Source organism: Coxiella endosymbiont of Dermacentor marginatus, assembly GCF_907164955.1.
Classification (GTDB): domain Bacteria; phylum Pseudomonadota; class Gammaproteobacteria; order Coxiellales; family Coxiellaceae; genus Coxiella.
The window spans coordinates 551,716-577,336 of record NZ_OU015521.1 but is presented as its reverse complement, the minus strand read 5'-3'; the positions used below and the strand labels follow the sequence as shown (position 1 = coordinate 577,336).

The following is a 25,621-nucleotide window of genomic DNA, read 5'->3' as shown; positions in this document are numbered from 1 at the left end:
TAAATTAGGAATAAAACCTTATCCAGTAGGAATCGGGTTTTCATAACACGATTCCTACTGTCATCCAGTTGCTAGGGGGGGGAGTGAAGAATTGTGGATGATTTACAATAGTGCTATCAAAGGCCCTCTTTGGTTCTCTGCTGGCTTTTTCAGAATCAGGGTGTGCACATCTTCCTCACAAAGAAATTTTTTATTACTTTATTATTACCTTTATTCATTTTAGAGAGGTTTGCTCTTTTCCTCTAACTGGCATCCATTTTGTTAAAATTCCTGCGATTAAAATCAAAAGCGGCATTAAAGTTAATGCTTCTTGATAATTATGTATAGAATAATATTCTCTAACATTTGTTACAGAATGAGCTGTAAGATGCAAAACAAAACCAATAATTGGTTGTAATAAAGGAGCAGCTCCTACAGATAGTGCATTAACAAAACCTAAACTCGTTCCACGCATATGAGACGGTACAATTTCGTTAGCAATACCAAACGTAAGTACATATCCGCTAGCAAAAATCCCCAATAACATCATGAGACTCATTACCGTGGGCAATGATAATTGAGGCATGTAAATAATAACTGTTATTAACCCTGCTGAAACTAAAGAACAGACCAAGAGAAGCCATCGACGATCCGTAATACGACCATCCAACCAACCTACTACAGGACCAGCCAAACCTACTCCAATAAAAACCAAGTTGCATACAATACTGGCCATAACTAGACTCAAGTGATGGGCTAATTGCATATAGGGAATGGCCCATAGAGCAACAAACACTGTAATAATAGAAAACATCAACCCTGAATAGAGACCATTTAACCAAATTTTGGATTTTTTGATGAGAAAATAGAAATCTTGCCCAACTCTGTGATACTTCTTCTTAGAAGAAGCTAAAATCAAACCTGGAGGCGCATCCCGAACAATAATCCAAACAAGCCCGCCGATAACAACTGCAATAGCTGCAGCTCCAATCATCGAGTAACGCCAACCCATGCGTTGAACAAAATTTGCAAGAAAAAAGCCGCCTAAAAGAGTCCCACCCATACCTATCGTTTCGGCAACTGCTGCCATTAACGCGAATTGTTTAGGAGGAAACCATCTTGCGATAACATTCAAAGATCCAATAAAAGCGAAAGCAGCACCCAAACCCATTAAGAGACGACCAATTATCGCCCAGATTAAGAGATGAGCAGAACCAAATAATAAACAGCCTAGTGCACAAACCCAAGATCCTAAAGAAAGTAATCTTCGTGGCCCAAAACGATCAATTAATAATCCTGCAGGTGTTTGCAGAGCTACGTAAATATAATAGTAAGTGCTAGCCAATACTCCACCGCCTAAAGCGCTCAAAGAAAAACTTTTCATTAAACCACCAACAATCTCACCTGAGGACAATTGTAAAAAGAACTGAAATAATACAAACAAAGCTGTCGCGGCCCACATAAACCATGCAAGAGCAATACGAGGTTCGCCTTGCACAGGTTGCCAACAAGTAGATGGATTGACTGAAGTTTTCATGATGGGTTACCTTTGCCCAGCAGTGAGCTGGCATAATAATGATTTCGGATTAAAATGCAAGAGATGTTATAATTTTTTGACATTATGCTAACTTACACTATTCCACTAAATTACTTCGCAGCTATAACCATTGGTAGCGTGAATTCCACCACTTTTTTACAAGGTCAAATCACCTGTGACGTATATAAGATCACGGGGACTCAAGGATCACTGAGTGCGTGCTGTGATCACAAGGGCCGAACGATTGCGAATTTTTACATTTTCCGACAAGAAAGCAATTATTATTTTTTGCTCCCAAAATCGATGGTTCCGTCTACTCTTAATCATTTAAAAAAGTATGCTGTTTTTTCTAAAGTAGAATTAGCAGCTGTCACTGATTTAATGTCAATTAAACCTCCGCATGATATCAACATGACCGAAATTAAGGAAAATGCTTGGCGTACTCTAAATATCGATATTGGTTTAGTATGGATTTATCCTCAAACTACAGCTAGCTTAATTCCTCAAATGATAAATTTGCAACAATGGGGAGCTATAAGCTTTACCAAAGGATGTTATATTGGTCAAGAGATTATTGCACGTACGCACTACCTTGGAAAATTAAAACGTCATCTTTATCGCGCCAATGTTATTTGCCAAATTTTACCAGCACCTGGAGATAAATTAAAAAACCAAAATAATCAAAATGTAGGGGTTATTGTTGAAGTAGCTTCAAAAGAAAATAAAGAATACAAATTATTAATTGTCATTCAGGATACTGCTGCTGATAACAACATTCTTTTTAATCAAGTTACATTGACAAATATTACCGTCGTCTCGGAAAAATTAGAAAGTTAAAAATCTCAAGAAGTTTATATTTATCTCAGATTTTTAATAATTAAGCTCTATTTTCATTTTTAATCCGTAATAGAGGAAATAGAATTACATCTCGGATGGAAGAACTATCTGTAAAAAACATTACCAGACGATCAATACCGATACCTTCGCCCCCAGTAGGCGGGAGACCGTATTCCAGTGCCGTAATATAATCTTTGTCAAAGTTCATTGCTTCCGAATTTCCCGCATCGCGAGCTTTTAACTGTTCACGAAAACGAGCTGCTTGATCTTCCGGGTCATTTAATTCAGAAAATCCGTTCGCAATTTCTCGGCCTCCGATATAAAATTCAAAACGATCTGTAACAAAATTATTAACCTCATTGCTTCTGGATAACGGTGATACTTCTTTAGGGAAATGAGTAATAAAAATAGGTTGTTGTAACTTTGCTTCGACGAGCTTTTCAAATAACTCCGTTTGAATTTTTCCTAAACCATAATGTTTAGGAATAGCAATTTCATATTGATTAGCTAAGGCACATGCTTTGTTAAAATCATCAATCTGATCGCTTTTTATTTCAGAATTAAATTTTAGGATTGCTTCACGTAAAGACAAACGAGGGAACGGTTTACTCAAATCAATCTCAACGTTTTGATAAATCATCTGAAATCGGCCAAAAATTTTTTCGGCTAAATATCGGATCATCTCTTCAGTAAGCAGCATCATTTCTTCATACGTTGTATAGGCTTGATAAAACTCCAACATGGTAAATTCCGGATTATGCCGGGTCGAAATTCCTTCATTTCGGAAATTTCGGTTAATTTCATAAACCTTTTCAAAACCACCAATCACTAACCGTTTTAAATACAATTCGGGAGCGATACGCAAATATAGATCAATATTCATCGCATTGTGGTGAGTTTCAAAAGGGCATGCAACTGCACCTCCTGCTAAAGGATGCATCATAGGCGTTTCGACTTCTATAAAACCGCGATCATCTAAAAAACGACGAATTTGTACCATAATATGCGAACGCATTTGAAATAAACGATGAGACGTTTCATTAACGATTAAATCGAGATAGCGCTGGCGAAAACGCTGTTTTTGATCGTGAAGTCCATGAAATTTATCTGGCATAGGACGTAATGCTTTAGTTAACAATCGAATTTCTTTAACTTTAACAGATAATTCTCTAGTTTTTGTTTTAAAAAGTTCGCCTTCAACACCAATAATATCACCAAGGTCCCAATTTTTAAATTCAGAGTAAACACCTTCTGGCAAATTGTCTTGAGTAATGTAAATTTGCATGCGCCCTGTCATATCTTGAATATGGGCAAAACTGGCTTTTCCCATAAGACGGCGAGTCATCATACGTCCTGCCATTTTAACAAACACAGCCTTTTGCGCTAAAATTTCTTCTGTATATTGATTATAAACGGCATGTAAATCAGACGCTAAACTGTCTCGCTTAAAATCATTGGGATAAGCCTGACCTAATTTACGCAATCTAGCAAGTTTCAACTTACGTTGCATAATTTGTTCATTTTCTTCTTTGATTTGATCTTTTAATTTCATCTTATTGCCCATTAAACAAGCAAAAATTACGAGCGTATTTGAAAAGGATTAGGAATCCAATGAATTATTCTTCTTCTTTAAACATGCTTCAATAAACAAATCGATATCTCCATCTAAAACAGCCTGAACATTACTCGTTTCAATCCCTGTTCGCAAATCTTTTATTCGAGATGCATCTAGAACATAAGAACGAATTTGACTTCCCCAACTAATTTCTGATTTAGAAGCTTCAAGAGCAGCTTGTTTCTCACGTTGTTTAGTTATTTCCAATTCATAGAGCTTTGCTCGAAGTTGTTTCATTGCCTGAGCTTTATTTTTGTGTTGCGATCGGTCATTCTGACATTGAACAACAATACCAGTTGATATATGGGTAATACGCACAGCCGAGTCCGTTCGATTCACATGCTGACCACCAGCACCGCTGGCACGATAGGTATCAATTCGCAACTCAGCAGGATTAATTTCGATATCAATACCTTCTTCTATTTCTGGGGAAATAAATACAGAAGTAAAGGACGTATGTCGACGATTACCAGAATCAAAAGGTGATTTACGCACTAGCCGATGAACACCTGTTTCGGTGCGTAACCATCCATAAACGTACTCTCCTTTAAACTCTACAGTAGCGCTTTTAATTCCAACCGCCTCACCTGGAGAAACTTCTGTTAAAGTAGTAGTGAATCCATGTTTATCCCCCCAACGCAAATACATGCGCAAAAGCATTTCCGCCCAATCCTGAGCCTCCATTCCGCCTGAGCCCGCTTGAATATCTAAATAAGCATTTCGAGAATCCATTTTTTCGGAAAACATTCGTTGAAATTCCACCTTCCTAATTTTATTTTCAATGCATTCAATTTCATTATTTAATTCTTTTTTCAAATCAACATCTTGTTCTTCTTTCAAAAGAGAAATTAATTCAACGGTATTGTTGATTCTTTGTTCAACCTCATCGCATTGACGAACAAGAATTTCTAATTCAGATCGTTTACGATTTAAGGATCGTGCCTCTTCGGGATTTTCCCAAAGAGCCGGGTTCATTAATTCATTTTGAATCTCTAATAATCGTGTTCTTTTAGTATCAAGGTCAAAGATAATCTCGCAATGCCTGACTACGGCTCTTGAGATCATCAAGGTTTTCAATTAACGTATTTATTTCTAACATCTTTCTTTCCTTAAAAAAGTAGGATATCACTGTAACATGATTCCAATTTTTGAATAATTTTTTGTAGTTCTTCACAATTAACACAAGTCCTTTCAGAGAGCTTAAGCTTTCTATTCCTTAATAAAATAATTTTTTTCCGATTCTTGAGCTAAACGAAGATTAATCGCAATCTTTTCTTCATCAGACAAAAAGTTCCATCGACAAACTTCCTTAAAAGTACGTCTACAACCAATACAAATTTCATCCCCTAAGGCTGCTGCACTGCAAATACCAACACAAGGAGAATCTGTAAGATTGCGATCACCTGCTATATTCACATCATTTTCCTTCTCATTTTTTACTGAACTCTGACAAAGATAAGCTTTGTTTATTATATGATTTTCTTAGTTATCCTGCAAAAAAGATATGTAATAAAGTAGGAAACAAAGCACGCGCCCAACACACAGTCTCATAGCATGACGATAATTTATAACTTAACATATTTAAGTTATACAGATTAGTTGGATTACTTAATCACTAATTAAAGTTGGAGCAATTTTGTAATAGTAAATTTTCCGAACCCATTCCCATCCTCGACGATCAATATATACCCCACGTAGAACTTTTCGATCTACTTTAACATGATTGCCACATTATTTAATGGTATCGTTAAACGATTGCGATAGATGAATTACATTTATATGTATCAGTTTTATCATGGCATCTCAAATGATCAAAACAACATCCTAAGTACGATACCATCCTTCTTTATACTTATCGACTTCATTGGAACGTTTCATAATTCTTTCCTAACCGAAGTGAAGGAACTCATGTATGGGAATGTTTGTTCTTTTTCTGGTATGGACTGTGCTTTATTAGAGTTTAGATTGTTTTCCATATTTGTAACCTACACGACTCTGTATCTTCCCAGATCAGATTGTTGATTTGCATAGAATTTCTTCATGAGACTTTTTTATTTTTTTCAAAGATCCAAGGACATGATCTCTTTTAAGAAATCGAGTAATTATCTAATGTAGGCGACTAGCATCATACATTAATATTTTATTCAGTATCATTGTTAAGATCCGTCAGTATAAAGTAAAAAAATTATTTCGTTCGGTTGTTTGAAATTTGGTTATTATGCTTTTCACTGCTAAGTGACTTCGATTTCGAAGATGCAGTTTAAATCCATCTTAAATACTTAGGAACAAGATTTTACTAAAGTCTCCAACTATTCGCTGTGGATTAGCTTTTTGCTACACTGGTTTTTTCTGACCAATCTCTACTTCTATCCTAATTTAGTTACTGTAGAATCGTTAAGCCATAAACTGATCTAAAAAACTGTTCTGAGGTTTACCAAATCATCTTGCCTTTTCTTCTGTTTAAGTTTATCCTCTTTCAAATTTAAAAAAGGACTTAATTTTATGCGACAGTTCTGTGCGGAATTATTTGCTCGACTCAATCTTTTCCCATCATTGCATTATTTTTAACTTTCGATAATACCTATGAATATTTATGATTTTCAATTTATGAAAGAAAATAATAAAAAGATTAGCATGGTAACCTGCTATGATTATTGGTCTGCTTATATTATCTCACAAAGTCAAGTGGATTGTATTTTAATAGGTGACAGTCTTTCTATGATCATGTATGGTCATTTAACCACTCTTCCAGCAACTGTAACCATAATGACACAGCATATCCAAGCGGTAGCAAAAGGTGCTCCTAATAAATTTCTCATTGGCGACATGCCTTTTTGCTCTTATCGGAAAGATTTAACTGCTAGTATGACAGCCGTTGAAAAGATAATGCAATCAGGAGCCAACGCTATCAAATTAGAAGGCGCTGATGGAAATTTAAAATTAATTCACCATATTGTAAAATCGGGAATTCCCGTTGTGGGGCATCTTGGGTTAACTCCTCAATCTATCTATGCTATCGGTGGTTTTAAAGTTCAGGGTAAAAATCAATCAGTAGCCGATAAATTAAAAAAGGATGCTGAAGCACTAACAGATGCAGGATGTTTTGCCCTCGTATTAGAATGTATACCCAACATTTTAGCCAAAGAAGTAACAAATTTTATCACTATTCCCACCATCGGTATTGGAGCAGGCCCTCATACTTCAGGGCAGGTTCTCGTATTACAAGATCTTTTAGGTATGAATATTCAATTCAAGCCTAAGTATTTAAAAAAATTTTTAAATGGCTTTGAACTTATTAAAAATGCATTAGATGATTTCAATCAAGAAGTAAAAACGTCAACTTTTCCTAGTATTGAAAAACACTGCTATTAAATAAATATGCCTGAAATAATTAACACAGTATCTGATTGGTTATCAATCAAAAAAACTTTACCAAAAGAAATTACTACGGGTTTTGTACCTACTATGGGTAGCTTGCATGTTGGACATGCAAGCTTATTACAACGGTCAAAAAAAGAAAATGAGTTAACCATTTTAAGCTTGTTTATTAATCCTACTCAATTCAATGACCGTAATGATTTTAAAAATTACCCTCGCTCGGAAGACCAAGATATTACATTGGCTAAAAACTGCGGCGTTGATTATATTTTGATACCCTCCTACGAGGAGCTTTATCCTGACAATTTCACCTATAAAATAATTAACACTACATCACAATATCAAGAAACAATGTTTCGCCCAGGGCATTTCGATGGGGTTTTAACAATTGTAATGAAATTATTACTTTTGATAAGGCCAACTCGCAGTTATTTTGGTGAAAAGGACTATCAACAACTTCAACTCATAAAAGGTTTAGCTGAGGCCTTCTTCTTGGAGACTCAAATTGTAGAGTGTAAGACTGTCCGAAACGAATTTGGCTTGCCTTTAAGTTCACGGAATAATCGTTTGACAAAAGAGCAATTTCAATTAGCGAAATACTTTTCTGAGATTTTTCACTCATCCATTTCCTGTGATAAAATCAAAAGTGCATTAATTCAAAAGGGAATAGATGTTGATTATATTGAAGATTATAAAGGACGGCGATTCGCAGCAATTCACATCGGCAACATCCGATTGATTGATAATTTTCCACTTCAAAAGAGAAAGTAGAGAAAACGAGAGAAATTGAAACCTTAAAATCTTGAGATCCCTACGGCCATAATCACTCAAAAAGAATGGACATCTGTGTTCACTTATACGAAAGATAACTATCTTCTCTAGTTATTGATTCTGATTATATCATCATCTCTATTCCAACTTTATTTTATATAATTCAAAAATTGTTGATTACTTGTTAGAGTACCCTATACAAGCAAAAAGTACCCAGAAATAGAAAAAGAAAAATTCATACCTCCAAAATGGACTTTTTCGGGGTGGTGGACTGTATAGGAGGGGTAGTGGGCCGTATAGGATTTGAACCTATGACCAACGGATTAAAAGTCCGCTGCTCTACCATCTGAGCTAACGGCCCATGAATGTCCTAGGATCAGAGATGATAACGATTTTTAATAAAATAACAAGTCATTAAAGCATTTACTTAAAGCATTTACTTAGAGGATATGTATTGCAGATGAAATTTCCCTCCATATGATTAGTGCACAAAGTGTAATAAGCAAGCTTATTACACTTTGTCGTTTCCATGATTATCTTGATTATCTTAATGATTTTAAATGGTTAAGTCTTTCTCACTCATCTTCCTTTTATTACTCTACCATTATTTTTGGCTTGCTCACCTGATAAAAAAACTATAAGGGAAAAAATAAATACTCCTTAGTAGCTTTCGATTAGATAAGACAAGTCTCCTATAAATCGAGATGTAATAAAGATGGCTTGTTAGCAAAAGCTATTTAGAACAGTCATACTACAACATTAGCACAACACTATCAATAAAAAGACTCCCATACAAATGGCACTGTCAGCAATGTTGAAGGTGGCATAGTGCCAATTCTTAATATGAAAATCCACAAAATCAATCACACATCCTAAGCGAACCCGATCAATAAAATTACCTAATGCTCCCCCAACAATCAATGAAAACCCAATAGCTCTCCACTTATCGGAACGTTGTGTTCTACTTAACCATACTATAAGGAATATAACAACTATTAACGAAATTAGGGAAAAAAAATAGACTTGCCAACCACTTTCAGTACTTAAAAAACTAAATGCAGCGCCAGTATTATAATTTAGTGTCAAATTTAACCAAGAAAAATTCTTAACGGTGCTGCCAAATGTCAAATAATGAAACACTAGATATTTTGTTAATTGATCTATCGTAATAATAAAAACACTCAACCATAACCAAAGTAACGCTGTTTTCCCCGAAGTTGTTTTCACTTTTTAATCCACTACTTTTCAGCTAGAAATTTTTACATTATGAGCGAAGTAAGTATTTATTTTAAGCAAATCGACGCTCTTCTCCATTTCCAAAAGCATTATTCACACAGCGTTCACACAAATCGGGATGCCCCTCAATTTGACCCACACTGCTTTGACATTGCCAGCAACGAGCACACTTTTTGAATTTCAAAATGCGAATTTCTAAAAATAATCCAGGAAGACTCGTACTAAAAGCCGCTTTAGTTTTTTCTTTGATGGGGAAAACTTTCGCTGCAGAGGTAATTAATACAAAACGTAATTCATCACCTAACTTTGCTAGAGCCGAATATAAATTTTTATCAGCATACAATAAAACTTCAGCAGTCAATGCAGAACCAATCTTATCCTCTTTACGGCAGTGTTCTAACACTTTATTAACCTCATCGCGAATTTGCAACAAAACCCGCCATGCTTGATCCTCTTCTTCACATAGTTTAATTACTGGAAAATCTGAAAACCATTGGGTTAAAAATACAGATGCTTCACGATCGCCTGGAATAAATTTCCAAATTTCATCCACAGTGAAACTGATGATAGGAGCTATCCAACGCACGAAAGCTTCCGTAATGTAGTACAATGCTGTTTGTGCTGAACGGCGAGCTAGACCTGTTTTTTTACTCGTATATAGCCGATCTTTCAAAATATCTAAATAAAAACTGCCCATATTTACCGTGCAAAAATTGTGGATTGCTTGATAAATTGTAGAAAACCGATACTGATCGTAAGCAGCTATAATTTTATCTTGTAATCGCTGAGTTATGACGATAGCCCATCGATCTAATGTAACTAATTGCTCTGCTGCCACAATATCTTTTCTAGGATTAAAGTCATATAAATTTGATAATAAAAATCGCGCGGTATTACGGATTCGTCGATAAGCATCTGAGGTGCGCTTTAAAATTTCAGAGGATACATTCACTTCGACAGTATAATCCATGGAAGCGGCCCATAATCGCAGCACATCAGCACCTAAATTTTTCACCACATCAGCCGATAAAATAACGTTTCCTAAAGACTTGGACATCTTTCGTCCCCGACTATCAACCACAAAACCGTATGTCAATACGGTTTTGTAAGGTGCTTTATTTCGAATTGCCAAAGCAGTTAATAAAGACGATTGAAACCATCCCCGGTGCTGGTCTGAACCTTCTAGGTAAAGTTCAGCAGGTACATGCAATTCTAATTGCTTTTCTAAAACACCAAAATGAGTTACACCGGAATCAAACCATATATCTAACACATCTGTTATTTTCTCATAGCGCTCAGCTTCGTCGCCTAATAATGTTTTTTTCTCTAAATTAAACCAAGCATCAACACTGTTTTTTTCGATTAATTGTGCTACTTTCTCCATTAAGTCTGGAGTGTTTGGATGCAAATTACCAGATTGTTTATCTACAAACAAGGGAATCGGAATTCCCCACAAACGTTGTCGTGAAATACACCAATCCGGACGGTCAGCAATCATTTTTCTAATGCGTACCTGTCCCCAAGCAGGAATCCATCTTACTTTTTCAATTTCTGTTAATGCTTGATTACGCAACCCTTTTTTGTCCATACTAATAAACCATTGCGGCGTCGCACGAAAGATTAATGGAGTTTTATGACGCCAACAATGAGGATAACTATGTTGAATCGTTTCAGTATGTAATAAATGTTTGCTATCCGCTAACAAGGCAATGATAAGCTCATTAGCTTTAAAGACGGATTGACCAGCAACTAAAAACGTTCCTTCAACAAAAAGACCTCGTGCATCGATGAGATTATTAATCGGCAAATTATATTTTTCTGCAACAAGATAATCTTCCAATCCATGTGCAGGTGCTGTATGGACATTTCCTGTTCCTGACTTGATAGTGACGTGTTCACCTAAAATAATCGGAACAGTTCGATGAAGAAATGGATGTTGTAACTGTAAACCCTCCAGCTTCTCACCTTTTAAACTACTGCGTATTTCGTAATTGTTAATACGATAGCGTTGCATAATACTGTCAACCAAATCTTTAGCCAATATTAGATAAGTGAGCTGATCATGAAGTTCACTCTTTATTAAGGCATAATGTAAGTCGGAATTGACACTAACCGCTTCATTAACTGGTAATGTCCAAGGCGTTGTCGTCCAAATCGGCACTATTACACGTATCTTTTCATTTTTAACATCGAAGCGTCGGCTTATCTCTTCAAGATCAACTACGTCAAAAGCCACATCAACAGAGGGTGAAGCTTTATCACGATATTCCACTTCTGCTTCGGCCAATGCAGAACCGCAAGTTATACACCAATGAACCGGTTTTTTCCCACGCACTAAATGTCCGTTTGCTACAATTTTAGCTAATGCATGAACGACATTGGCTTCATAACGAAATTCCATAGTTAAATAAGGATTTTTCCAATCTCCAATTATCCCTAATCGTTTGAAATCTTCTAGTTGAAGCTCTATTTGTGAAACTGCGTAATTACGACAAGCCTGGCGAAACTCATTTGCAGATAAATTTTCTTTACCCACATTTTTTTCAACATTGAGTTCAATTGGCAAACCATGGCAATCCCAACCTGGTATAAAAGGTGCATCAAAACCACTCAACGTTTTTGATTTCACAATAATGTCTTTGAGTATTTTATTGAAAGCGGTTCCTAAATGTGCACGACCGTTAGCATAAGGAGGTCCGTCGTGTAAAATAAATTTGGGTCGCCCATTGCACGTCTCCCGGATTTTTCGGTAAAGATCTAATTCTTGCCAACGGGTTAATATTTCCAGCTCCCGCTGAGGTAAATTAGCTCGCATAGGAAAGTCGGTTTGTGGAAGATTTAAAATATCTTTGTAATTAGCTATTCTCAAAGGTGTCTTTTCACTCCTATCAGTTTCTAACGAAAATATCATACTGGATTGTTTAACTTTCGTCATTTATCAAAATGAGATCAGAGATTCTGGACAAATGTTCTAACTCGGGCAATAGCAATCTTCGGTTAAAAAATAATTTTTTGCTTCTAATACGTCCTGATGCATCTGCTTCACTAAATCGCCTACCGAGACGAAACATTTTTCAGATCGTAATTTATATAAAAACTCAACTCGTAAATAACAGCCATAAATATTGCGAGAGAAATTAAAAAGATACACTTCTAATAATATTCTAGTGCCTCCAAAAGTAGGACGTACTCCTAAACTAGCTACCCCTTGAAAAACTTCGTTCTCTAAATAAGCGCGGATTACAAAAATACCAGTTAATGATACTTTATTTCTATGCAAATTAATATTAGCTGTCGGAAAACCTAATTTGCGCCCAAGTTTTTCACCAGTAAGAACCTTGCCACAGAGCCAATAAGGACGACCTAATAAACTACGCACCAAATTCAAATTTCCCTTTTCCAAAGCACGGCGTATCCGAGTGCTACTAATTCTTTGGTATTTATAGAGAACTGGAGCCATTTCTATAGCTTTGAAACAATAACGTTTTCCTAATTTTTTAAGTAACTGATAATTACCTGCGCGTTTGGCTCCAAATCGACAGTCATCTCCCACGACAATACCTTCTATTCCAAGTTGATCGACTAAAATTTCTTTAACAAAATTTTCAGGAGGTAAATTTGCTAATGCTTGATTAAAGCGAAGACATATAAGGAAGTCGACTTCCCATGCTTGAAATGAGTCCCATTTTTCGCGAAAGCACATTAATCGCGAACCTGGTTGATTCTCTGAAAAAAATTCTTTAGGTTGAGGTTCAAACACGATAATTACTGTGGGTAGATTTAGTTCTTGCCCTAAGGATTTTAATTTTTTAAAGAGAGATTGATGACCTAAATGCATGCCATCAAAGTTCCCTAAAGTGGCAACGCAATAACTACCTAATTTTTTTTTTATAGGGTATCTACCGCGTATTAATTTCATGATGTTAATCAATTGTAATCGAAGGCCGCAGATCAGAAAGTCTCAATCCTAAAATCCACAACGCTGCTAAATAAGTAAAAAATCCCAATAAAATTACAGCTAACAAATGCCAAATTCGTTCTCTCGCAGACCAGGCCAGCCATCGTCCCATATCTCCTGAAAACCGAACAACGACAAAACCCATCATAAAATTAGCTACTGCTGATTGAAAAATTAATTTTGACCAGTTTGAGGATAGCCTACAAATCGAACGTCGCAATAAAACATATAAAAGAAGTCCTGCGTTAAAAGTGGAGGCCAACGAAGTGGCCAAAGCAAGCCCTATATAGGCGAATGGATGAATCAGGAGCACGTTTAAAACAAGATTAGCTCCAACCGCCACTATCGCGATTTTCACTGGGGTTTTTATATTCTGACTGGAATAAAAAGCAGATGCTAAAATTTTAACAAGCATAAAACCTGGCAAACCTACTGAAAATGCCCACAGACTTCTTTGAGTCATAAGAACATCGTGTGCCATAAAAGCACCGTGATAAATCAAAGTTGCTAACAAAGGACCTGCTAGGATAAACAAAGCTACAGCAGAAGGAATACCAATTAGTACTGTCATTCTTAAAGCCCAATCAAGTGTAGCCGAATAAGCACTTGTAGACTTTAAGCTATGATATCGTGATAAACTAGGTAACACTACGGTCGCTAACGTAGCACCAATAACACCTAAAGGTAAATATGTTAATCGATCAGAATAATACAACCACGAAATACTGCCAGCTGCTAAAAAGGAAGCAAAAAAATTATCAATTAATAAACTAATTTGTGCAATAGAAACACCAAATAATGCCGGTATCATTAATTTTAAAACCCGAACTACTCCAGGATCGCGCCATTTCCATTTGGGAATAGGTAGAAATCCTAAATGATATAAAAAAGGAAGTTGAGTTACCAATTGCAAAAAACCACCGATTAGTACACTCCAAGCTAAAACATAAATAGGAATTGAGACATAAGGTGCTAAAAACCACACTACCGCGATCATAGCAGCATTTAATAATGCTGGAGTAAAGGCTGGTATGGCGAATCGATTAAAAGTATTCAATGTAGCTCCCGAAAAGGCAGTTAAAGCAATTAATAATAAATAGGGAGAGGTGATTCGCAGCATATGAATAGCATAAGTTAAACGGACAGGATCACGTACGAACCCGGGTGTAAACACCATAATGATCAAAGGAGCAATAATTTCAGTAAGAGCAACAATAACTATCAAAATCACACTCACACTTCCAGCAAGTGCATTGATAAACTGATGGACTTCTTTTTGCGAACGATGAGCCTGATATTCCGTTAATACGGGTACAAAAGCTTGGGTAAAAGCCCCTTCGCCAAACAATCGACGTATGAAATTAGGGATTTTGAATGCAACTAAAAAGGCATCAAAAGAAGGACTCGCACCAAAAAACGCAGCAAGTATTATGTCTCGCATGAACCCCAAAAAACGAGAAATAAGCGTCATACTGGAAACAATTAATGTAGATTTAAGTAACTTATGACTCATAGAGCTCTTCTGTTTTTGAGAGCAAGGTGGGTAAGGATATCGCAGGCTTATCCTATTGACAAACATCTTTTAACGTAGTACGTTGAAAGGGTTAATCTAGCAGGGTTAATTCGTTAATTATTGAAAAATTTTGTTAGAGGGTAATCGTGGCTAACTCCCCGCAAGCAAAAAAACGTGCACGACAAAATCAAAAACGGCAACTGCAAAATGCAAGTTATCGTGCGTCTGTACGGACTATTGTAAAAAAAACGTTAAAAATCCTTCAATCTAATGATCACTCGACTATTCAAGGCATCTTTCAAAAGGCTATCCGATTGCTTGATAAGGCTGCTGGTAAGCAGGTTGTTCATCCTAAAAAAGCAGCTCGCTTAAAAAGCCGCTTAAGTCAGAGAGTAAAAGCGTTAAAATCATAACAGAGGATGATCAACAGTAAAAGTAAAAACCTGGATTTGTTCTTCACCGTGCACGGGTTGTCTTTTCAATAAATTGCATCAGATCATAGCATAGCTTCTGCGTTCTTTTATGCTCAATAGCTGAAATTTTATAAACTGGGCCATGATGCCAGTTAAGCTTTTTAATAATCTCTTTACACCGCTTCTTAATCTCCTTGGGAGACAATAAATCTGTTTTATTAAATACTAACCATTTTGGTTTTTCTAAAAGTTTGTTGCCGAATTCATTGAGCTCGTCTGAAACTGCTTGGACATCTTGAATCACTGAATCTAAGTGTCCTATAGGAGCTATATCGACGATATACAATAGGATTTGAGTTCGCTCGAGATGTCTTAAAAATTGAATGCCAAGCCCTGTTCCCATGCTAGACCCTTTAATGATACCTGGCATATCTACAATGATGAAACTTCGATATTCTCCAATACGTACCACCCCAAGGTGCGGATAAAGAGTAGTGAACGGATAATCGGCGATTTTCGGAGTAGCTTTTGAAACTGCACGCATGAAGGTAGATTTTCCTGCATTAGGTAGGCCCAATAAACCAACGTCGGCTAATAATTTCAACTCTAATTTTAATTCACGTTTTTCGCCTTCTTCTCCGGAAGTTATTTTTCTAGGAACTTGATTGATACTGCTTTTAAAATGAACATTCCCTAAACCGTGCCGTCCTCCTCTAGCTACACAGAGTCTCTGACCTTTTTCAATTAAATCTCCAATTAGCTCCCCTGTTTCTTTGTTGTAAACCGCAGTTCCTAATGGAACAGACACTACTAAATCTTCCCCCTTTTTTCCACTACGAAGCTTACCCATGCCCGGTTGACCATTTTGTGCTCGCAGCAACTGTTGATAACGAAATTCTACTAATGTGTTTATAGATTTATCTGAAATAAAATAGACACTTCCACCATCCCCACCATTACCACCATCTGGGCCACCTTGTGGAATAAACTTCTCTTGACGAAAACTTAAGCAGCCATGTCCACCGTCTCCACCTTCTGCTCGCACTGATATTTCATCTACGAATTTCATGATTATAATTATCTCTCACTCCCTTTCTTCGCAAGAAAAAATCTACTCTACATCCATCGATAGAGAGAAGAAAAAGTGGAGTAAAGGACTTTAAAAAGGCTAAACTCCTCTAACAGATTCGATAGAAACGTAGTTACGTTTCTTGATTCCTTTTCGCGTAAATTTAACCTTACCATCAATTAAGGCATATAGAGTATGATCCCGACCTATTCCCACATTTTCTCCTGGGCGACAATGGGTACCTCGTTGCCGAATAATTATATTTCCAGATACCACTCGCTCGCCTCCAAATCGCTTTATACCCAACATTTTGGGATTAGAATCACGACCATTTCGTGTACTACCACCCGCTTTCTTATGAGCCATTATTTGTACCTTCTTTCTTTATTATCGAGGTTGATGTCTATGATTTTTACTGTCGTAAAATCTTGTCGATGTCCCATGCGCTTCATATAATGTTTACGCCGTTTAAACTTGATAATATCAATTTTAGCAGCTCGCCCATGGTCAACAATTTCCGCTATTACTTTTGCGCCTGTTACTTGAGGAGATCCAATGTATAAATCATTGTCTTCCCCAATCAACAATATGTCGTTAAACTCTACAGAAGCACCAATTTTTTGAGCCAATTTTTCTATTTTTAAGATTTTACCTTTAGTGACTCGATATTGTTTACCACCGGTTTTAACAATTGCATACATCGTAAATTCCAATTAAATAGTAAAGAGGACGAATTTTACGGAATCTTTCATTACCTGACAAGCTATAAATACAAACATCGGGTCATTTACCTAATGATTAGGAAATCCTCTCGATAAAAGCAGATACTTGACACAGCCACTGTCACTTTCCTAGCATGAAAACGACATGAAAACCACTGAAATTATTTCAAATATATCTCCCTTTATGAAATCACTTCAATTTCCTGTAAAACGGGATTTAGAAGCTGTCGATGCTCTTATGCTTAAAGAGCTTTCTTCCGATATACCTCTAATGCAAAAAATTGCCCATTATATTATTCAAAGTGGAGGTAAACGTTTACGACCGTTGATAGTACTTCTAGCTGCTCATGCCTGTGGCTGTGGTTATGATCAAAACACAGAACATCATGAATTAGCCGTAGTCATTGAATTTATCCATACTGCTACTTTGCTGCATGACGATGTTATTGATAAATCCAATCAGCGTCGCGGTCAGCAAACGGCTAATGCAATATGGGGAAATTCTGCGAGCGTACTGGTAGGCGACTTTTTATATTCTCGCGCCTTTCAGATTTTAGCTAAACGTAACAATATCCCCATCATGAAAGTGTTAGCTAACACTGCCAACGAAATTGCAGAAGGAGAAGTTTGGCAACTTATGAATCAAAACGATCCTAATGTTGAAGAATCAACTTATTATGAAGTTATTCGCCGTAAAACGGCTCAATTGTTTTCCGCCGCCGCTGAAATTGGTGCAATTATCGGAACGAAAAATGAGGCTGTACGAAAGGCAATGGCTTCCTTTGGTTTATACATAGGAATGGCATATCAAATTATCGATGATCTTCTTGACTATAGCGAAGATCCTTTTAAGTTAGATAAAAATATTGGCGATGATTTGGCAGGAGGGAAAGTAACACTGCCTTTAATTTATGCCAAACAACAAACTACTCTTCGAAAAGCTGAGCTTATTCATAAAGCTATTAAAAAAGGGGGATTGGGGAATCTGCACTCCATTATGCAAATTATTTCTGATACTAAGGCTCGAGAATATACTCAGAAACGTGCTAATCAAGAAATTGAAAAAGCACAAATTCAATTACAGCAATTACCTCTTTCTCCTTTTCGCCACAACTTAGAAGCATTAGCAAAATTTATCGTAAGCCGTCAACGTTAAGAATTGCGATAGGCCTTTGCCCATCTGGTATACTCTTCTGTAAAAGTCATGATCTTAAATTTCGTTCTAAGTGATTTTAAAGGATAATTAGATAAGACAGAAAAGAATGTCCAGAAAGAATATCTGGAAATTACAGGTATAGCTTAGCTGACAGAGCAACTGCCTTCAGGGGATAAGAGGCCAGAGGTTCAAATTTTCTCATCCCGATTGATTTTTCTGTAGAATTAAATTGCCATGAATATTTTAAAAGGAATATTCGTTTTTAGAAATAAACAAAAATAAAAACAACTTTCACGTAGCATTTGGTGTTCACTATAAAGTGTTCGAGTGAAAACACGTTGTGCATGTGTAAAAACATAGTGATCTTCTGGGATCTTGATTTTAAGCCGTGATTGGCACCATTAGGATGAGAAGAAGGTAGTGGTTTCATCTGATTGCTACCGACATGAAAATTTCTAAAAACAGATTCACTGCTATAACTTCTAAAATTTAGAATTTGACTTAATACAATCCTTTGGCTTATTTAAAAATTGATAGTAAGGATTGTATTATCTCTTTCATCCAAATAATACTTCTGCTATCAATATTACTTAATTAATTATATAATAAATTATCAAAAATACTACACCGTCTGTATTACAGCTTGCAATCGAACAGCTTAGTCTAGGAAATAACAATTTTTAGTCTTTAAATTAAATGCATATAAGTCTTACCACGTGAACTGCCAAAATAAAATTTGCCATCTGTTACTATTATAATCCTTTATTAAATGATGATGATCATGTTTTATTCTGGAGAATCGGAGCTTCCGAGTTCTTCTTTTTTTTATCTCTTTGAATAATTAGCTATCTAAAATTTTGTCCGGTTTATTAAATTGGTCTCGTTATAATTAATAGACTTATTTTATCATGCAAAGACGAAAGAAGAATTCCAATAAGCAATTCCTTGAAAAGATCTCAAAGTCCGTAAACATAGATCAAAGACTACTGGATAAGGTGATGTGTCGACTAGCACTGTGTTGTCTTTCATCTTTAGAGAATATTTAGGCAAGAGGATTAAGGATCTTGTGGGCTAATTCCCTCCGATGTATAAATTTCTACCACGATCAAATTTAATTCGTCTGCTGTCTTGGTTTAATTTCTAGCACTTTCTTTGATGCAACTATGAAATTATTAATTTGTTAGTTATCAGTTAGTAACGTACGGTACGAGCTTATTGTAAAATTTACAGTAAGTAGTGTGGTGACAATTTTTTGTTATAATGAACAATCAAGTGAAACTATAACTCTTCCCTTTTGTTATTTAAGGAGTACCTGTTCGACAATAGTCCTAAGCTTCAGGATACTTCGAAATTCATTAGCCGGCACCAATACCTCAAAGTCTGGTCAGTAGAATTTCTTCTCTATTTATGAGGATACTATCAACATAAACACCACTGAAAGATAATTTTACCTAGGTGCCTAAAAATCCATTATACATTATACTGAGTATCTTGATAGTAAGTAGTAAAATCTTTTAATTAAAAATAAAAATAAAAATAAAAACGAATAAAATAACTTTGCTCATTATTGAAGACAAAGCAGTCATTCGTGATATATTATGCTTTTTCTTTCTAATAAATTCTATTGTAGATAATAGTATCGAAAATCGGCAAAAGCGAAAAAACGGATCATAAATTAACTAGTTGATCCTATTCTACTCGATTTGGTGTTGCCTGAAAAAAGTGTTATCAATTTTATTACATGGATTAAAAACAATAATTTTCAAGGTACGCCTATTATTAATTGGGCTTGTCGCTTAAAGTTAAAAATAAAGAATAAAACTAAAGAATGAATAAAAAGAATTAATAGTTTTAAGAATAAAAACGGTTCTACACCAAGAATCTTTACTTTCTCTATTTTCATAAAATTAAACATTAAGAAATTTTCATTAATACTACTAAGCATCAAATTACTATAACAAAAACTTCTGATTCTTTCGCCTATCGAATATGACTGCTTTATTTTTTTATGAAGTATTCCAAAAAAACCTATACTCGAGACTATCTTATCACTTATATTGGTGTTGGAAATATTTGTATTGATAATCATACAATAGATATTCCGTCTTCTAAATAAATTAAAAAACATAACCGTCATTATTTGATTAAAACAATTAGAGGCACTAAATATCAGTTAGCAAGTAACGATGAAACAAAGTAATAAATTAAATTTAAAGCCATTACCTATGTTAGTAAAAGAACATGTTAATCAATTAGAACGAATCCAGCGTTATTTTGTTGTCAATTTCTCACACAAACGTAGAGTATCCTTAACCATCATTCGAAGTTATTTGAAAACTTTTCTTAAGAAAAAGCATCCAGGAATTAAGCCATATCAAAAAATTTTTAGCCGAACGTATCAATATAGCGCTCACATAGAAGTGACTATTTATAATCTTTTATCATCTTATTGTCTTGAGGGTGATTCTTATCTTCCTGAAGAAAAGGTTAACGTTTTTGGTTCCAAGATTTTAAAGATATTTTGCTCTGATACTAAAAAAATTAGCGGTGAAAAACAGCATAGTATTAAACTCAAAACAGATACTAATGTATACATCAGCAAATCAGAGAAAGAATTTAAAAGTCTATTTTCGAGTATTATCATGAATGCTGTTGAATATACACTGACAAAGGGGTGTATACATATAAAATGGTGTTTGGATAATGATTATAGCATCTTTATGATTTCTAATACTGTCATTGGTATTACTAAAGAACATATTTTACGTATCACCAAGCGGTTCTATCGCCTAAACAAATTGTGTTCTCATGAGAGTAACGGAATTGGATTTGGATTGGCAATTGTCAAACATGTTTTAATACGCTATCAAGGCGATGCGTGCATTAGAAATAAGCCAGGTAAAGGAAGTATATTCACCTGCTGCTTCTCTCATAAGAACAGAATACTGTCTTCCCTAATTGATCCTGAAACTAAAAAATGGTCATCAAATCGTCATAATCACTCGCTGTTATGGTCCCTTTTAAAATCACAATGAGGTATGAATGAATATTGATCAAGCTGAAAACCTCGCACTTAAATTAGATGAACAAGAACTTAATCACCTTCATTGGCGGATGGTTATTACTGCAGGTATGGGGTTTTTTACAGATGCTTACGATCTGTTTGTCATCGGAGTGGTCACTGCTCTGTTAATGCCTTTATGGCATCTCACTGATAGTCAAATTGCTTTACTTAATGGTGCTTCCTTAGCTTCAGCAGCGTTCGGTGCTGTGGTTTTTGGCTGGTTCGCTGACAAATTGGGTCGCAAAAAAATGTATGGTGTTGAAGTATTTATTTTATTTATTGGTGCATTGCTTTCTGCTTTCTCATCTTCTTATACTTGGCTTTTAATCTCACGAGTTTTGGTTGGTATTGGAATTGGGGGTGATTACCCAACCAGTGCTGTGGTAGCTAGCGAATATGCTAATCGGAAAAACCGGGGCTTTTTAGTTCTGCTTGTTTTTGCTATGCAAGCTGTTGGGTTAATTGTAGGTCCTCTTTTCGCTTCTCTACTAATGGTTTGTCATATTCCTCACCCTTATATCTGGCGTATATTACTAGCTTTTGGTGCACTTCCAGCGGCTTCTGTATTTTATTTAAGAAGAAAAATAGCAGAAACTCCTCAATTTTTACTCAGTAAGCAATATCCTCTTGAAGTAAGTCGAGTCGTTAGCGATTTAGCAGGACATAAAGACGAAATTATGGTTGCTATTGCTTGCGTACCTGAAAAATTATTTTCTTTTAAATGGCTTAAATGCTTACTTGGAACAGCTGGTGCGTGGTTTCTATTGGACGTAGCACTTTATGGAAATGGTGTATCCTCTGTTCTTATTATGAATGCCATTAGCCCACATGCATCGCTTTTAAAACATACCCTATTGTCGTCCTTCATTTTCTTATGTTTCGCTGTTCCAGGATATTTTTTTGCAGCTACTTGCGTGGATAAAATCGGCCGAAAATTTTTACAAATAATGGGTTTTTCAGTCATGGCCTTGTGTTACTTATTAATTGCTAGTGTTCCTAGTATCCAGAAAATTTTGCCTATATTTGTTGGATTATTTGGTATTAGTTTCTTTTTCATTAACTTTGGACCTAATGCAACTACGTTCTTAATTCCCTCAGAAATATACCCCACCCATATACGTGCTAGAGCTCATGGTTTCTCTGCTGCCATTGGCAAGGCTGGTGCTTTTATTGGAGCTTTCTTTTTGCCCCTAATTTTAAAAAGCATGGGATTATCCTTCACAATGGTTTTTGTAGCTATTGCCTCTTTACTTGGTATCTTTGCTACCTACCTAGTGCCTGAAATGAAAGGGATTTCTCTCCAATCTCGGCCTTCTAAATAGTACTTTGCTGTATTCTATATTATTAAAAAGGGATTATTTTTTTATCATGAAAAGAGATGATAGAACATCGAATCGTTATCGTTAGAAGTGTAATTAAAGTTAGAGAATGACTTTGATGAAGTTCCTTTCTTTTGTTGCTCCGGTAAAAAAGAAACAGAAGAGCAAGTATTTCATTTTTCAACTAGTTCAATAAGTACTTATTGAACTAGTTGAAAACATGGTTCAGTTGTCCAAGAGTATCAGTATAATGATATTATATTCGGTAGAAATCCAAGAATAATTTTATTGATAGACAACGAAATTAAAAAATAAGATGTTAAATATAGAATGTCGTTTAAATAACAGCGCGGAGAAATTCCTTATATCTTTGAGGGAAACGACTTGGAATAATGGAATTAGATTATCATAAAATTTTCATTTACGATTAGCTTTTTAAAGATTCTGTAACATGCATTTAAAAAAATTCTGTCGAATAACTCACATTTTATTTAGTCTCTATTTATTCGATCTCTATAAATCCCTCGATATTTTGACATTTATTTACTACCAATATTTAATAATCAATTAGGTATTAATCGAATCATTTGTATTATTTGTTCATTTATTAAAAATAGCTAGTGTAGTAGTGGTAGCAAGGCAAGCAAGTTTCTCTCAGTTTTAAAATATTTTAAGGAGAATAATCATAAAATTTAGGAAATTTTATGATTATTTGATATCTTTCTCATAAATCTATTTTAGATTTTCTATCCTATCATTCAATCACCACATGCAATAATAAAGGTGTAGAGTTCTGAGAATCGTATAAACCTTTAAATGTTTTAATTTTATTAAACACACTTACGGATCATTTTGGAAGTATCTTTATCTACTCTCATTTTGCTTTTACTCATTTTACGAAAGCAACTTCTTATCTAAAAATCTAGTTTCATTAGATTAAAATATACAATATGGGGGGGGGATAAAAACAATCTTTTTGCGAAAAACAACAGCCAGTGATAGAATGCAGAGATGGAATTTCTTGGTAACTACGGTTTATTTTTGGCTAAATTGGTTAGCATTGTAGCTTTTGTTTTGATTATCCTATTTTCCATTCTCAATACGTTTAAATATTCGAAAGAAAAATCTAAGGTTAAGTTAGACATTCGAAAGCTCAATGATAAGTATGAAGAATATAATCGAATTCTTTCACATGCTATTGATAACAAACATGAGCTTAAGTTGAGATTAAAATTTCAAAAAAAAGATCAAAAACGAAAAATAAAATTAAAAGAATCGAAAAAACGAATTTTTGTTCTTGATTTTAATGGGGACATCCACGCTTCTTCTGTGGAAAAGTTACGTGAAGAAGTAACTGCTTTACTAACTATAGCTAATAAAGAGGATGAGGTTCTTATCCGTCTTGAAAGTAGTGGTGGAGTGGTCCACAGTTATGGATTAGCAGCCTCCCAATTACAAAGAATCAAAGAAGCTAATATAAAATTACTAGTAGCTATTGATAAAATGGCAGCAAGTGGTGGTTACTTAATGGCTTGTGTGGCTGATTGGATTATTGCTGCCCCTTTTGCTATTGTGGGTTCTATCGGTGTACTGGCTCAACTGCCTAATTTTCACCGCTATTTACAAAAAAAATCTATCGACTTTGAACAAATTACAGCCGGTGAACACAAACGTACACTTACGCTTTTTGGTGAAAATACTGAAGAGGGACGAGCTAAAATGCGCCAAGAAGTTGAGGAAATCCACGCCCTTTTTAAAAATTTTATTAAAGAGCATCGCAAGGTAGTGGACATCGAACAAGTCGCTACAGGAAAGCATTGGTGTGCTTCTCAAGCCATACATTTAAAACTTGTCGATGAATTAAAAACAAGTGATGCTTATCTCTTAAAAGCCAGACAAAAATGCGATCTCTACGAAATTTACTATAGAGTGAAACACCCCCTGAGTAAGCGCTTTATTTATGGTCTTAACCAAGTTTATTATCAATTTCTTAGAATCTATTAATCTATTAAGGTCCTTTCAGATCGCCCACTTTCCATCCAAATCTGTAGAAGGAGAATGAGTTGGGAGCGTGGTGTTTTGTGGGTATTATGAGTAATTAGAAAAACGTGTAAAATACGTTACAGTATGCGTCATAATCATCGTTATTCTCATAGCGAAGCACCTCATCGAACTCTGGTCTTGGTAATCCTCCTCACAGTAGGTTTTGCCTTTATTGAGGTAGTGGGTGGTTACTTCGCTCATTCTTTATCTCTCTTAGGAGATGCAGGTCATATGACTTCTGACGCCATTGCATTAGGAATTACAGCATTTGCTTCCTGGATTGCTTCACATCCTCCTTCTCCTCGCCATAGTTATGGTTTAGGCCGAGCAGAAGTGATTGCGGCTTGGGTTTCCAGTTTATTAATGTTCGTTGTTTCATTAATTGTTATAGTTCAGGCGGTTAAACGCATCCATCATCCTTTGCCTGTCCAAACTTTTCCCATAATAATTATTGCTATAGCTGGAATTCTTCTTAATCTTTTATTTGCTAAGCTTTTATCAAGCAATAAAAAATCTTTAAATATCCACGCTGCTTTGTTGCATGTACTAAGTGACCTCATTGGTACTGGAGCTACACTCATTTCAGGTATTGTCATTTCCTTTACTCATTGGACATTGATTGACCCTCTACTTTCCATTTTCATTAGTGTTTTAATCATGGTTTCTAGTGCTCAACTGTTACATAAATCTATGATGGTTCTCATGGAAAGTGTGCCTCATCATTTAAACATTTTCCAAGTATCGCAAACTATTGATCGATTTGACGGTGTAAAATCTGTACACGATATCCATATTTGGACGCTTTCCTCAGGAACAACAGCGCTTTCTGCTCACGTAAATATTAAAAACTTGACAGTTTGGGATGATTTGTTGCTAGGTTTAAAGGCGATTTTAAAACAAAAATATCATATCGATCATATTACTCTACAACCGGAAGTAAATATTAAAGACTGTAATCCGTGCTACAAAATTTAAATTTCTTTTTTAAAGAAGGGAGTTATTAAAATAGCA

The 25,621-nt window shown here is 35.4% G+C and carries 20 protein-coding genes and 1 tRNA gene; 9 read left to right on the top strand and 12 right to left on the bottom strand.

Annotation, left to right across the window (positions count from 1 at the left end):
• Window positions 1–214: 214 nt before the first annotated feature.
• Entirely contained in the window at window positions 215–1,516 is a 1,302-nt protein-coding gene (locus ONG85_RS02270; protein WP_264435323.1) for an MFS transporter, read from the bottom strand.
• A 138-nt stretch (window positions 1,517–1,654) separates the two neighbouring features.
• Here ONG85_RS02270 and ygfZ point away from each other — a divergent pair, with 138 nt between their 5' ends.
• Window positions 1,655–2,353, top strand: coding sequence for a CAF17-like 4Fe-4S cluster assembly/insertion protein YgfZ (ygfZ, locus tag ONG85_RS02265; protein ID WP_264435322.1), 699 nt, complete (start codon window positions 1,655–1,657; stop codon window positions 2,351–2,353).
• A 40-nt stretch (window positions 2,354–2,393) separates the two neighbouring features.
• Here the strand turns inward: ygfZ and lysS are convergent, their stop codons facing one another.
• The 3 genes from lysS to ONG85_RS02250 form a co-directional block, all read right to left on the bottom strand.
• A complete protein-coding gene (gene lysS / locus ONG85_RS02260; protein WP_264435321.1) occupies window positions 2,394–3,905 on the bottom strand; it encodes a lysine--tRNA ligase in 1,512 nt (503 codons plus the stop codon).
• A gap of 48 nt (window positions 3,906–3,953) precedes the next feature.
• Window positions 3,954–5,067 (bottom strand): peptide chain release factor 2 gene (gene prfB, locus ONG85_RS02255; RefSeq protein WP_264435320.1). Its coding sequence is split into 2 segments (ribosomal slippage): window positions 3,954–4,991 and window positions 4,993–5,067, totalling 1,113 coding nucleotides; the frame shifts between segments, so codons are not numbered across the junction.
• A gap of 110 nt (window positions 5,068–5,177) precedes the next feature.
• Entirely contained in the window at window positions 5,178–5,384 is a 207-nt protein-coding gene (locus ONG85_RS02250; protein WP_264435319.1) for a DUF1289 domain-containing protein, read from the bottom strand.
• 1,158 nt (window positions 5,385–6,542) lie between these two features.
• On the opposite strand from ONG85_RS02250, the gene panB reads away from it, so the two are divergent.
• Together panB and ONG85_RS02240 are read left to right on the top strand one after the other, a co-directional pair.
• Entirely contained in the window at window positions 6,543–7,340 is a 798-nt protein-coding gene (panB, locus tag ONG85_RS02245; protein WP_264435882.1) for a 3-methyl-2-oxobutanoate hydroxymethyltransferase, read from the top strand.
• A gap of 6 nt (window positions 7,341–7,346) precedes the next feature.
• Complete coding sequence (locus ONG85_RS02240) at window positions 7,347–8,117, top strand: pantoate--beta-alanine ligase (RefSeq protein WP_264435318.1); 771 nt, start codon at window positions 7,347–7,349, stop codon at window positions 8,115–8,117.
• A gap of 288 nt (window positions 8,118–8,405) precedes the next feature.
• Here ONG85_RS02240 and ONG85_RS02235 read toward each other — a convergent pair.
• From ONG85_RS02235 to murJ, 5 genes are all read right to left on the bottom strand, one after another.
• Window positions 8,406–8,478: transfer RNA gene (locus tag ONG85_RS02235), tRNA-Lys, on the bottom strand.
• Between the two features lie 398 nt (window positions 8,479–8,876).
• Window positions 8,877–9,344: a signal peptidase II gene (gene lspA, locus ONG85_RS02230; protein WP_264435317.1), complete on the bottom strand. Its 468-nt coding sequence runs from the start codon at window positions 9,342–9,344 to the stop codon at window positions 8,877–8,879.
• 61 nt (window positions 9,345–9,405) lie between these two features.
• Window positions 9,406–12,216, bottom strand: a complete 2,811-nt coding sequence (ileS, locus tag ONG85_RS02225; protein WP_264435881.1) for an isoleucine--tRNA ligase — start codon at window positions 12,214–12,216, stop codon at window positions 9,406–9,408.
• Window positions 12,217–12,324: 108 nt separating this feature from the next.
• Window positions 12,325–13,272 (bottom strand): bifunctional riboflavin kinase/FAD synthetase, encoded by a 948-nt coding sequence (ribF, locus tag ONG85_RS02220; RefSeq protein ID WP_264435316.1) that lies wholly within the window; start codon window positions 13,270–13,272, stop codon window positions 12,325–12,327.
• Between the two features lie 4 nt (window positions 13,273–13,276).
• Window positions 13,277–14,824: a murein biosynthesis integral membrane protein MurJ gene (gene murJ / locus ONG85_RS02215; protein WP_264435315.1), complete on the bottom strand. Its 1,548-nt coding sequence runs from the start codon at window positions 14,822–14,824 to the stop codon at window positions 13,277–13,279.
• A 146-nt stretch (window positions 14,825–14,970) separates the two neighbouring features.
• On the opposite strand from murJ, the gene rpsT reads away from it, so the two are divergent.
• Window positions 14,971–15,237: a 30S ribosomal protein S20 gene (rpsT, locus tag ONG85_RS02210; protein WP_264435314.1), complete on the top strand. Its 267-nt coding sequence runs from the start codon at window positions 14,971–14,973 to the stop codon at window positions 15,235–15,237.
• A 43-nt stretch (window positions 15,238–15,280) separates the two neighbouring features.
• On the opposite strand, the gene cgtA is transcribed toward rpsT, so the two are convergent.
• The 3 genes from cgtA to rplU all read right to left on the bottom strand — a co-directional run bounded on the left by cgtA (window position 15,281) and on the right by rplU (window position 17,007).
• Window positions 15,281–16,306, bottom strand: coding sequence for an Obg family GTPase CgtA (gene cgtA, locus ONG85_RS02205; protein ID WP_264435313.1), 1,026 nt, complete (start codon window positions 16,304–16,306; stop codon window positions 15,281–15,283).
• 99 nt (window positions 16,307–16,405) lie between these two features.
• Window positions 16,406–16,672 carry a 50S ribosomal protein L27 gene (rpmA, locus tag ONG85_RS02200; RefSeq protein WP_264435311.1) on the bottom strand — a complete coding sequence of 89 codons (267 nt, stop codon included), beginning with the start codon at window positions 16,670–16,672 and terminating at the stop codon, window positions 16,406–16,408.
• Complete coding sequence (gene rplU / locus ONG85_RS02195; protein WP_264435310.1) at window positions 16,672–17,007, bottom strand: 50S ribosomal protein L21; 336 nt, start codon at window positions 17,005–17,007, stop codon at window positions 16,672–16,674. The genes rpmA and rplU overlap by 1 nt, the downstream gene beginning before the upstream one ends.
• 166 nt (window positions 17,008–17,173) lie before the next feature.
• Here rplU and ONG85_RS02190 point away from each other — a divergent pair, with 166 nt between their 5' ends.
• The 5 genes from ONG85_RS02190 to ONG85_RS02170 all read left to right on the top strand — a co-directional run bounded on the left by ONG85_RS02190 (window position 17,174) and on the right by ONG85_RS02170 (window position 25,585).
• Window positions 17,174–18,184, top strand: coding sequence for a polyprenyl synthetase family protein (locus ONG85_RS02190; protein WP_264435309.1), 1,011 nt, complete (start codon window positions 17,174–17,176; stop codon window positions 18,182–18,184).
• 2,186 nt (window positions 18,185–20,370) lie between these two features.
• On the top strand, window positions 20,371–21,219 hold the full coding sequence (locus tag ONG85_RS02185; RefSeq protein ID WP_264435308.1) for an ATP-binding protein: 849 nt from the start codon (window positions 20,371–20,373) through the stop codon (window positions 21,217–21,219).
• A gap of 7 nt (window positions 21,220–21,226) precedes the next feature.
• Complete coding sequence (locus ONG85_RS02180) at window positions 21,227–22,570, top strand: MFS transporter (RefSeq protein WP_264435307.1); 1,344 nt, start codon at window positions 21,227–21,229, stop codon at window positions 22,568–22,570.
• Window positions 22,571–23,578: 1,008 nt separating this feature from the next.
• Complete coding sequence (sohB, locus tag ONG85_RS02175) at window positions 23,579–24,571, top strand: protease SohB (protein ID WP_264435306.1); 993 nt, start codon at window positions 23,579–23,581, stop codon at window positions 24,569–24,571.
• 123 nt (window positions 24,572–24,694) lie between these two features.
• Entirely contained in the window at window positions 24,695–25,585 is an 891-nt protein-coding gene (locus ONG85_RS02170; RefSeq protein WP_264435305.1) for a cation diffusion facilitator family transporter, read from the top strand.
• Window positions 25,586–25,621 lie beyond the last annotated feature (36 nt).

What these genes read in the sequence shown, in the direction of transcription:
- ONG85_RS02170 (WP_264435305.1), top strand. Translation starts at nt 24,695, where the DNA reads ATGCGTCATAATCATCGTTATTCTCATAGCGAAGCACCTCATCGAACT.
- ONG85_RS02180 (WP_264435307.1), top strand. Translation starts at nt 21,227, where the DNA reads ATGAATATTGATCAAGCTGAAAACCTCGCACTTAAATTAGATGAACAA.
- cgtA (WP_264435313.1), bottom strand. Translation starts at nt 16,306, where the DNA reads ATGAAATTCGTAGATGAAATATCAGTGCGAGCAGAAGGTGGAGACGGT.
- ONG85_RS02240 (WP_264435318.1), top strand. Translation starts at nt 7,347, where the DNA reads ATGCCTGAAATAATTAACACAGTATCTGATTGGTTATCAATCAAAAAA.
- rplU (WP_264435310.1), bottom strand. Translation starts at nt 17,007, where the DNA reads ATGTATGCAATTGTTAAAACCGGTGGTAAACAATATCGAGTCACTAAA.
- ONG85_RS02270 (WP_264435323.1), bottom strand. Translation starts at nt 1,516, where the DNA reads ATGAAAACTTCAGTCAATCCATCTACTTGTTGGCAACCTGTGCAAGGC.
- ONG85_RS02185 (WP_264435308.1), top strand. Translation starts at nt 20,371, where the DNA reads ATGAAACAAAGTAATAAATTAAATTTAAAGCCATTACCTATGTTAGTA.
- ribF (WP_264435316.1), bottom strand. Translation starts at nt 13,272, where the DNA reads ATGAAATTAATACGCGGTAGATACCCTATAAAAAAAAAATTAGGTAGT.
- ONG85_RS02190 (WP_264435309.1), top strand. Translation starts at nt 17,174, where the DNA reads ATGAAAACCACTGAAATTATTTCAAATATATCTCCCTTTATGAAATCA.
- rpmA (WP_264435311.1), bottom strand. Translation starts at nt 16,672, where the DNA reads ATGGCTCATAAGAAAGCGGGTGGTAGTACACGAAATGGTCGTGATTCT.
- murJ (WP_264435315.1), bottom strand. Translation starts at nt 14,824, where the DNA reads ATGAGTCATAAGTTACTTAAATCTACATTAATTGTTTCCAGTATGACG.
- sohB (WP_264435306.1), top strand. Translation starts at nt 23,579, where the DNA reads ATGGAATTTCTTGGTAACTACGGTTTATTTTTGGCTAAATTGGTTAGC.
- lysS (WP_264435321.1), bottom strand. Translation starts at nt 3,905, where the DNA reads ATGAAATTAAAAGATCAAATCAAAGAAGAAAATGAACAAATTATGCAA.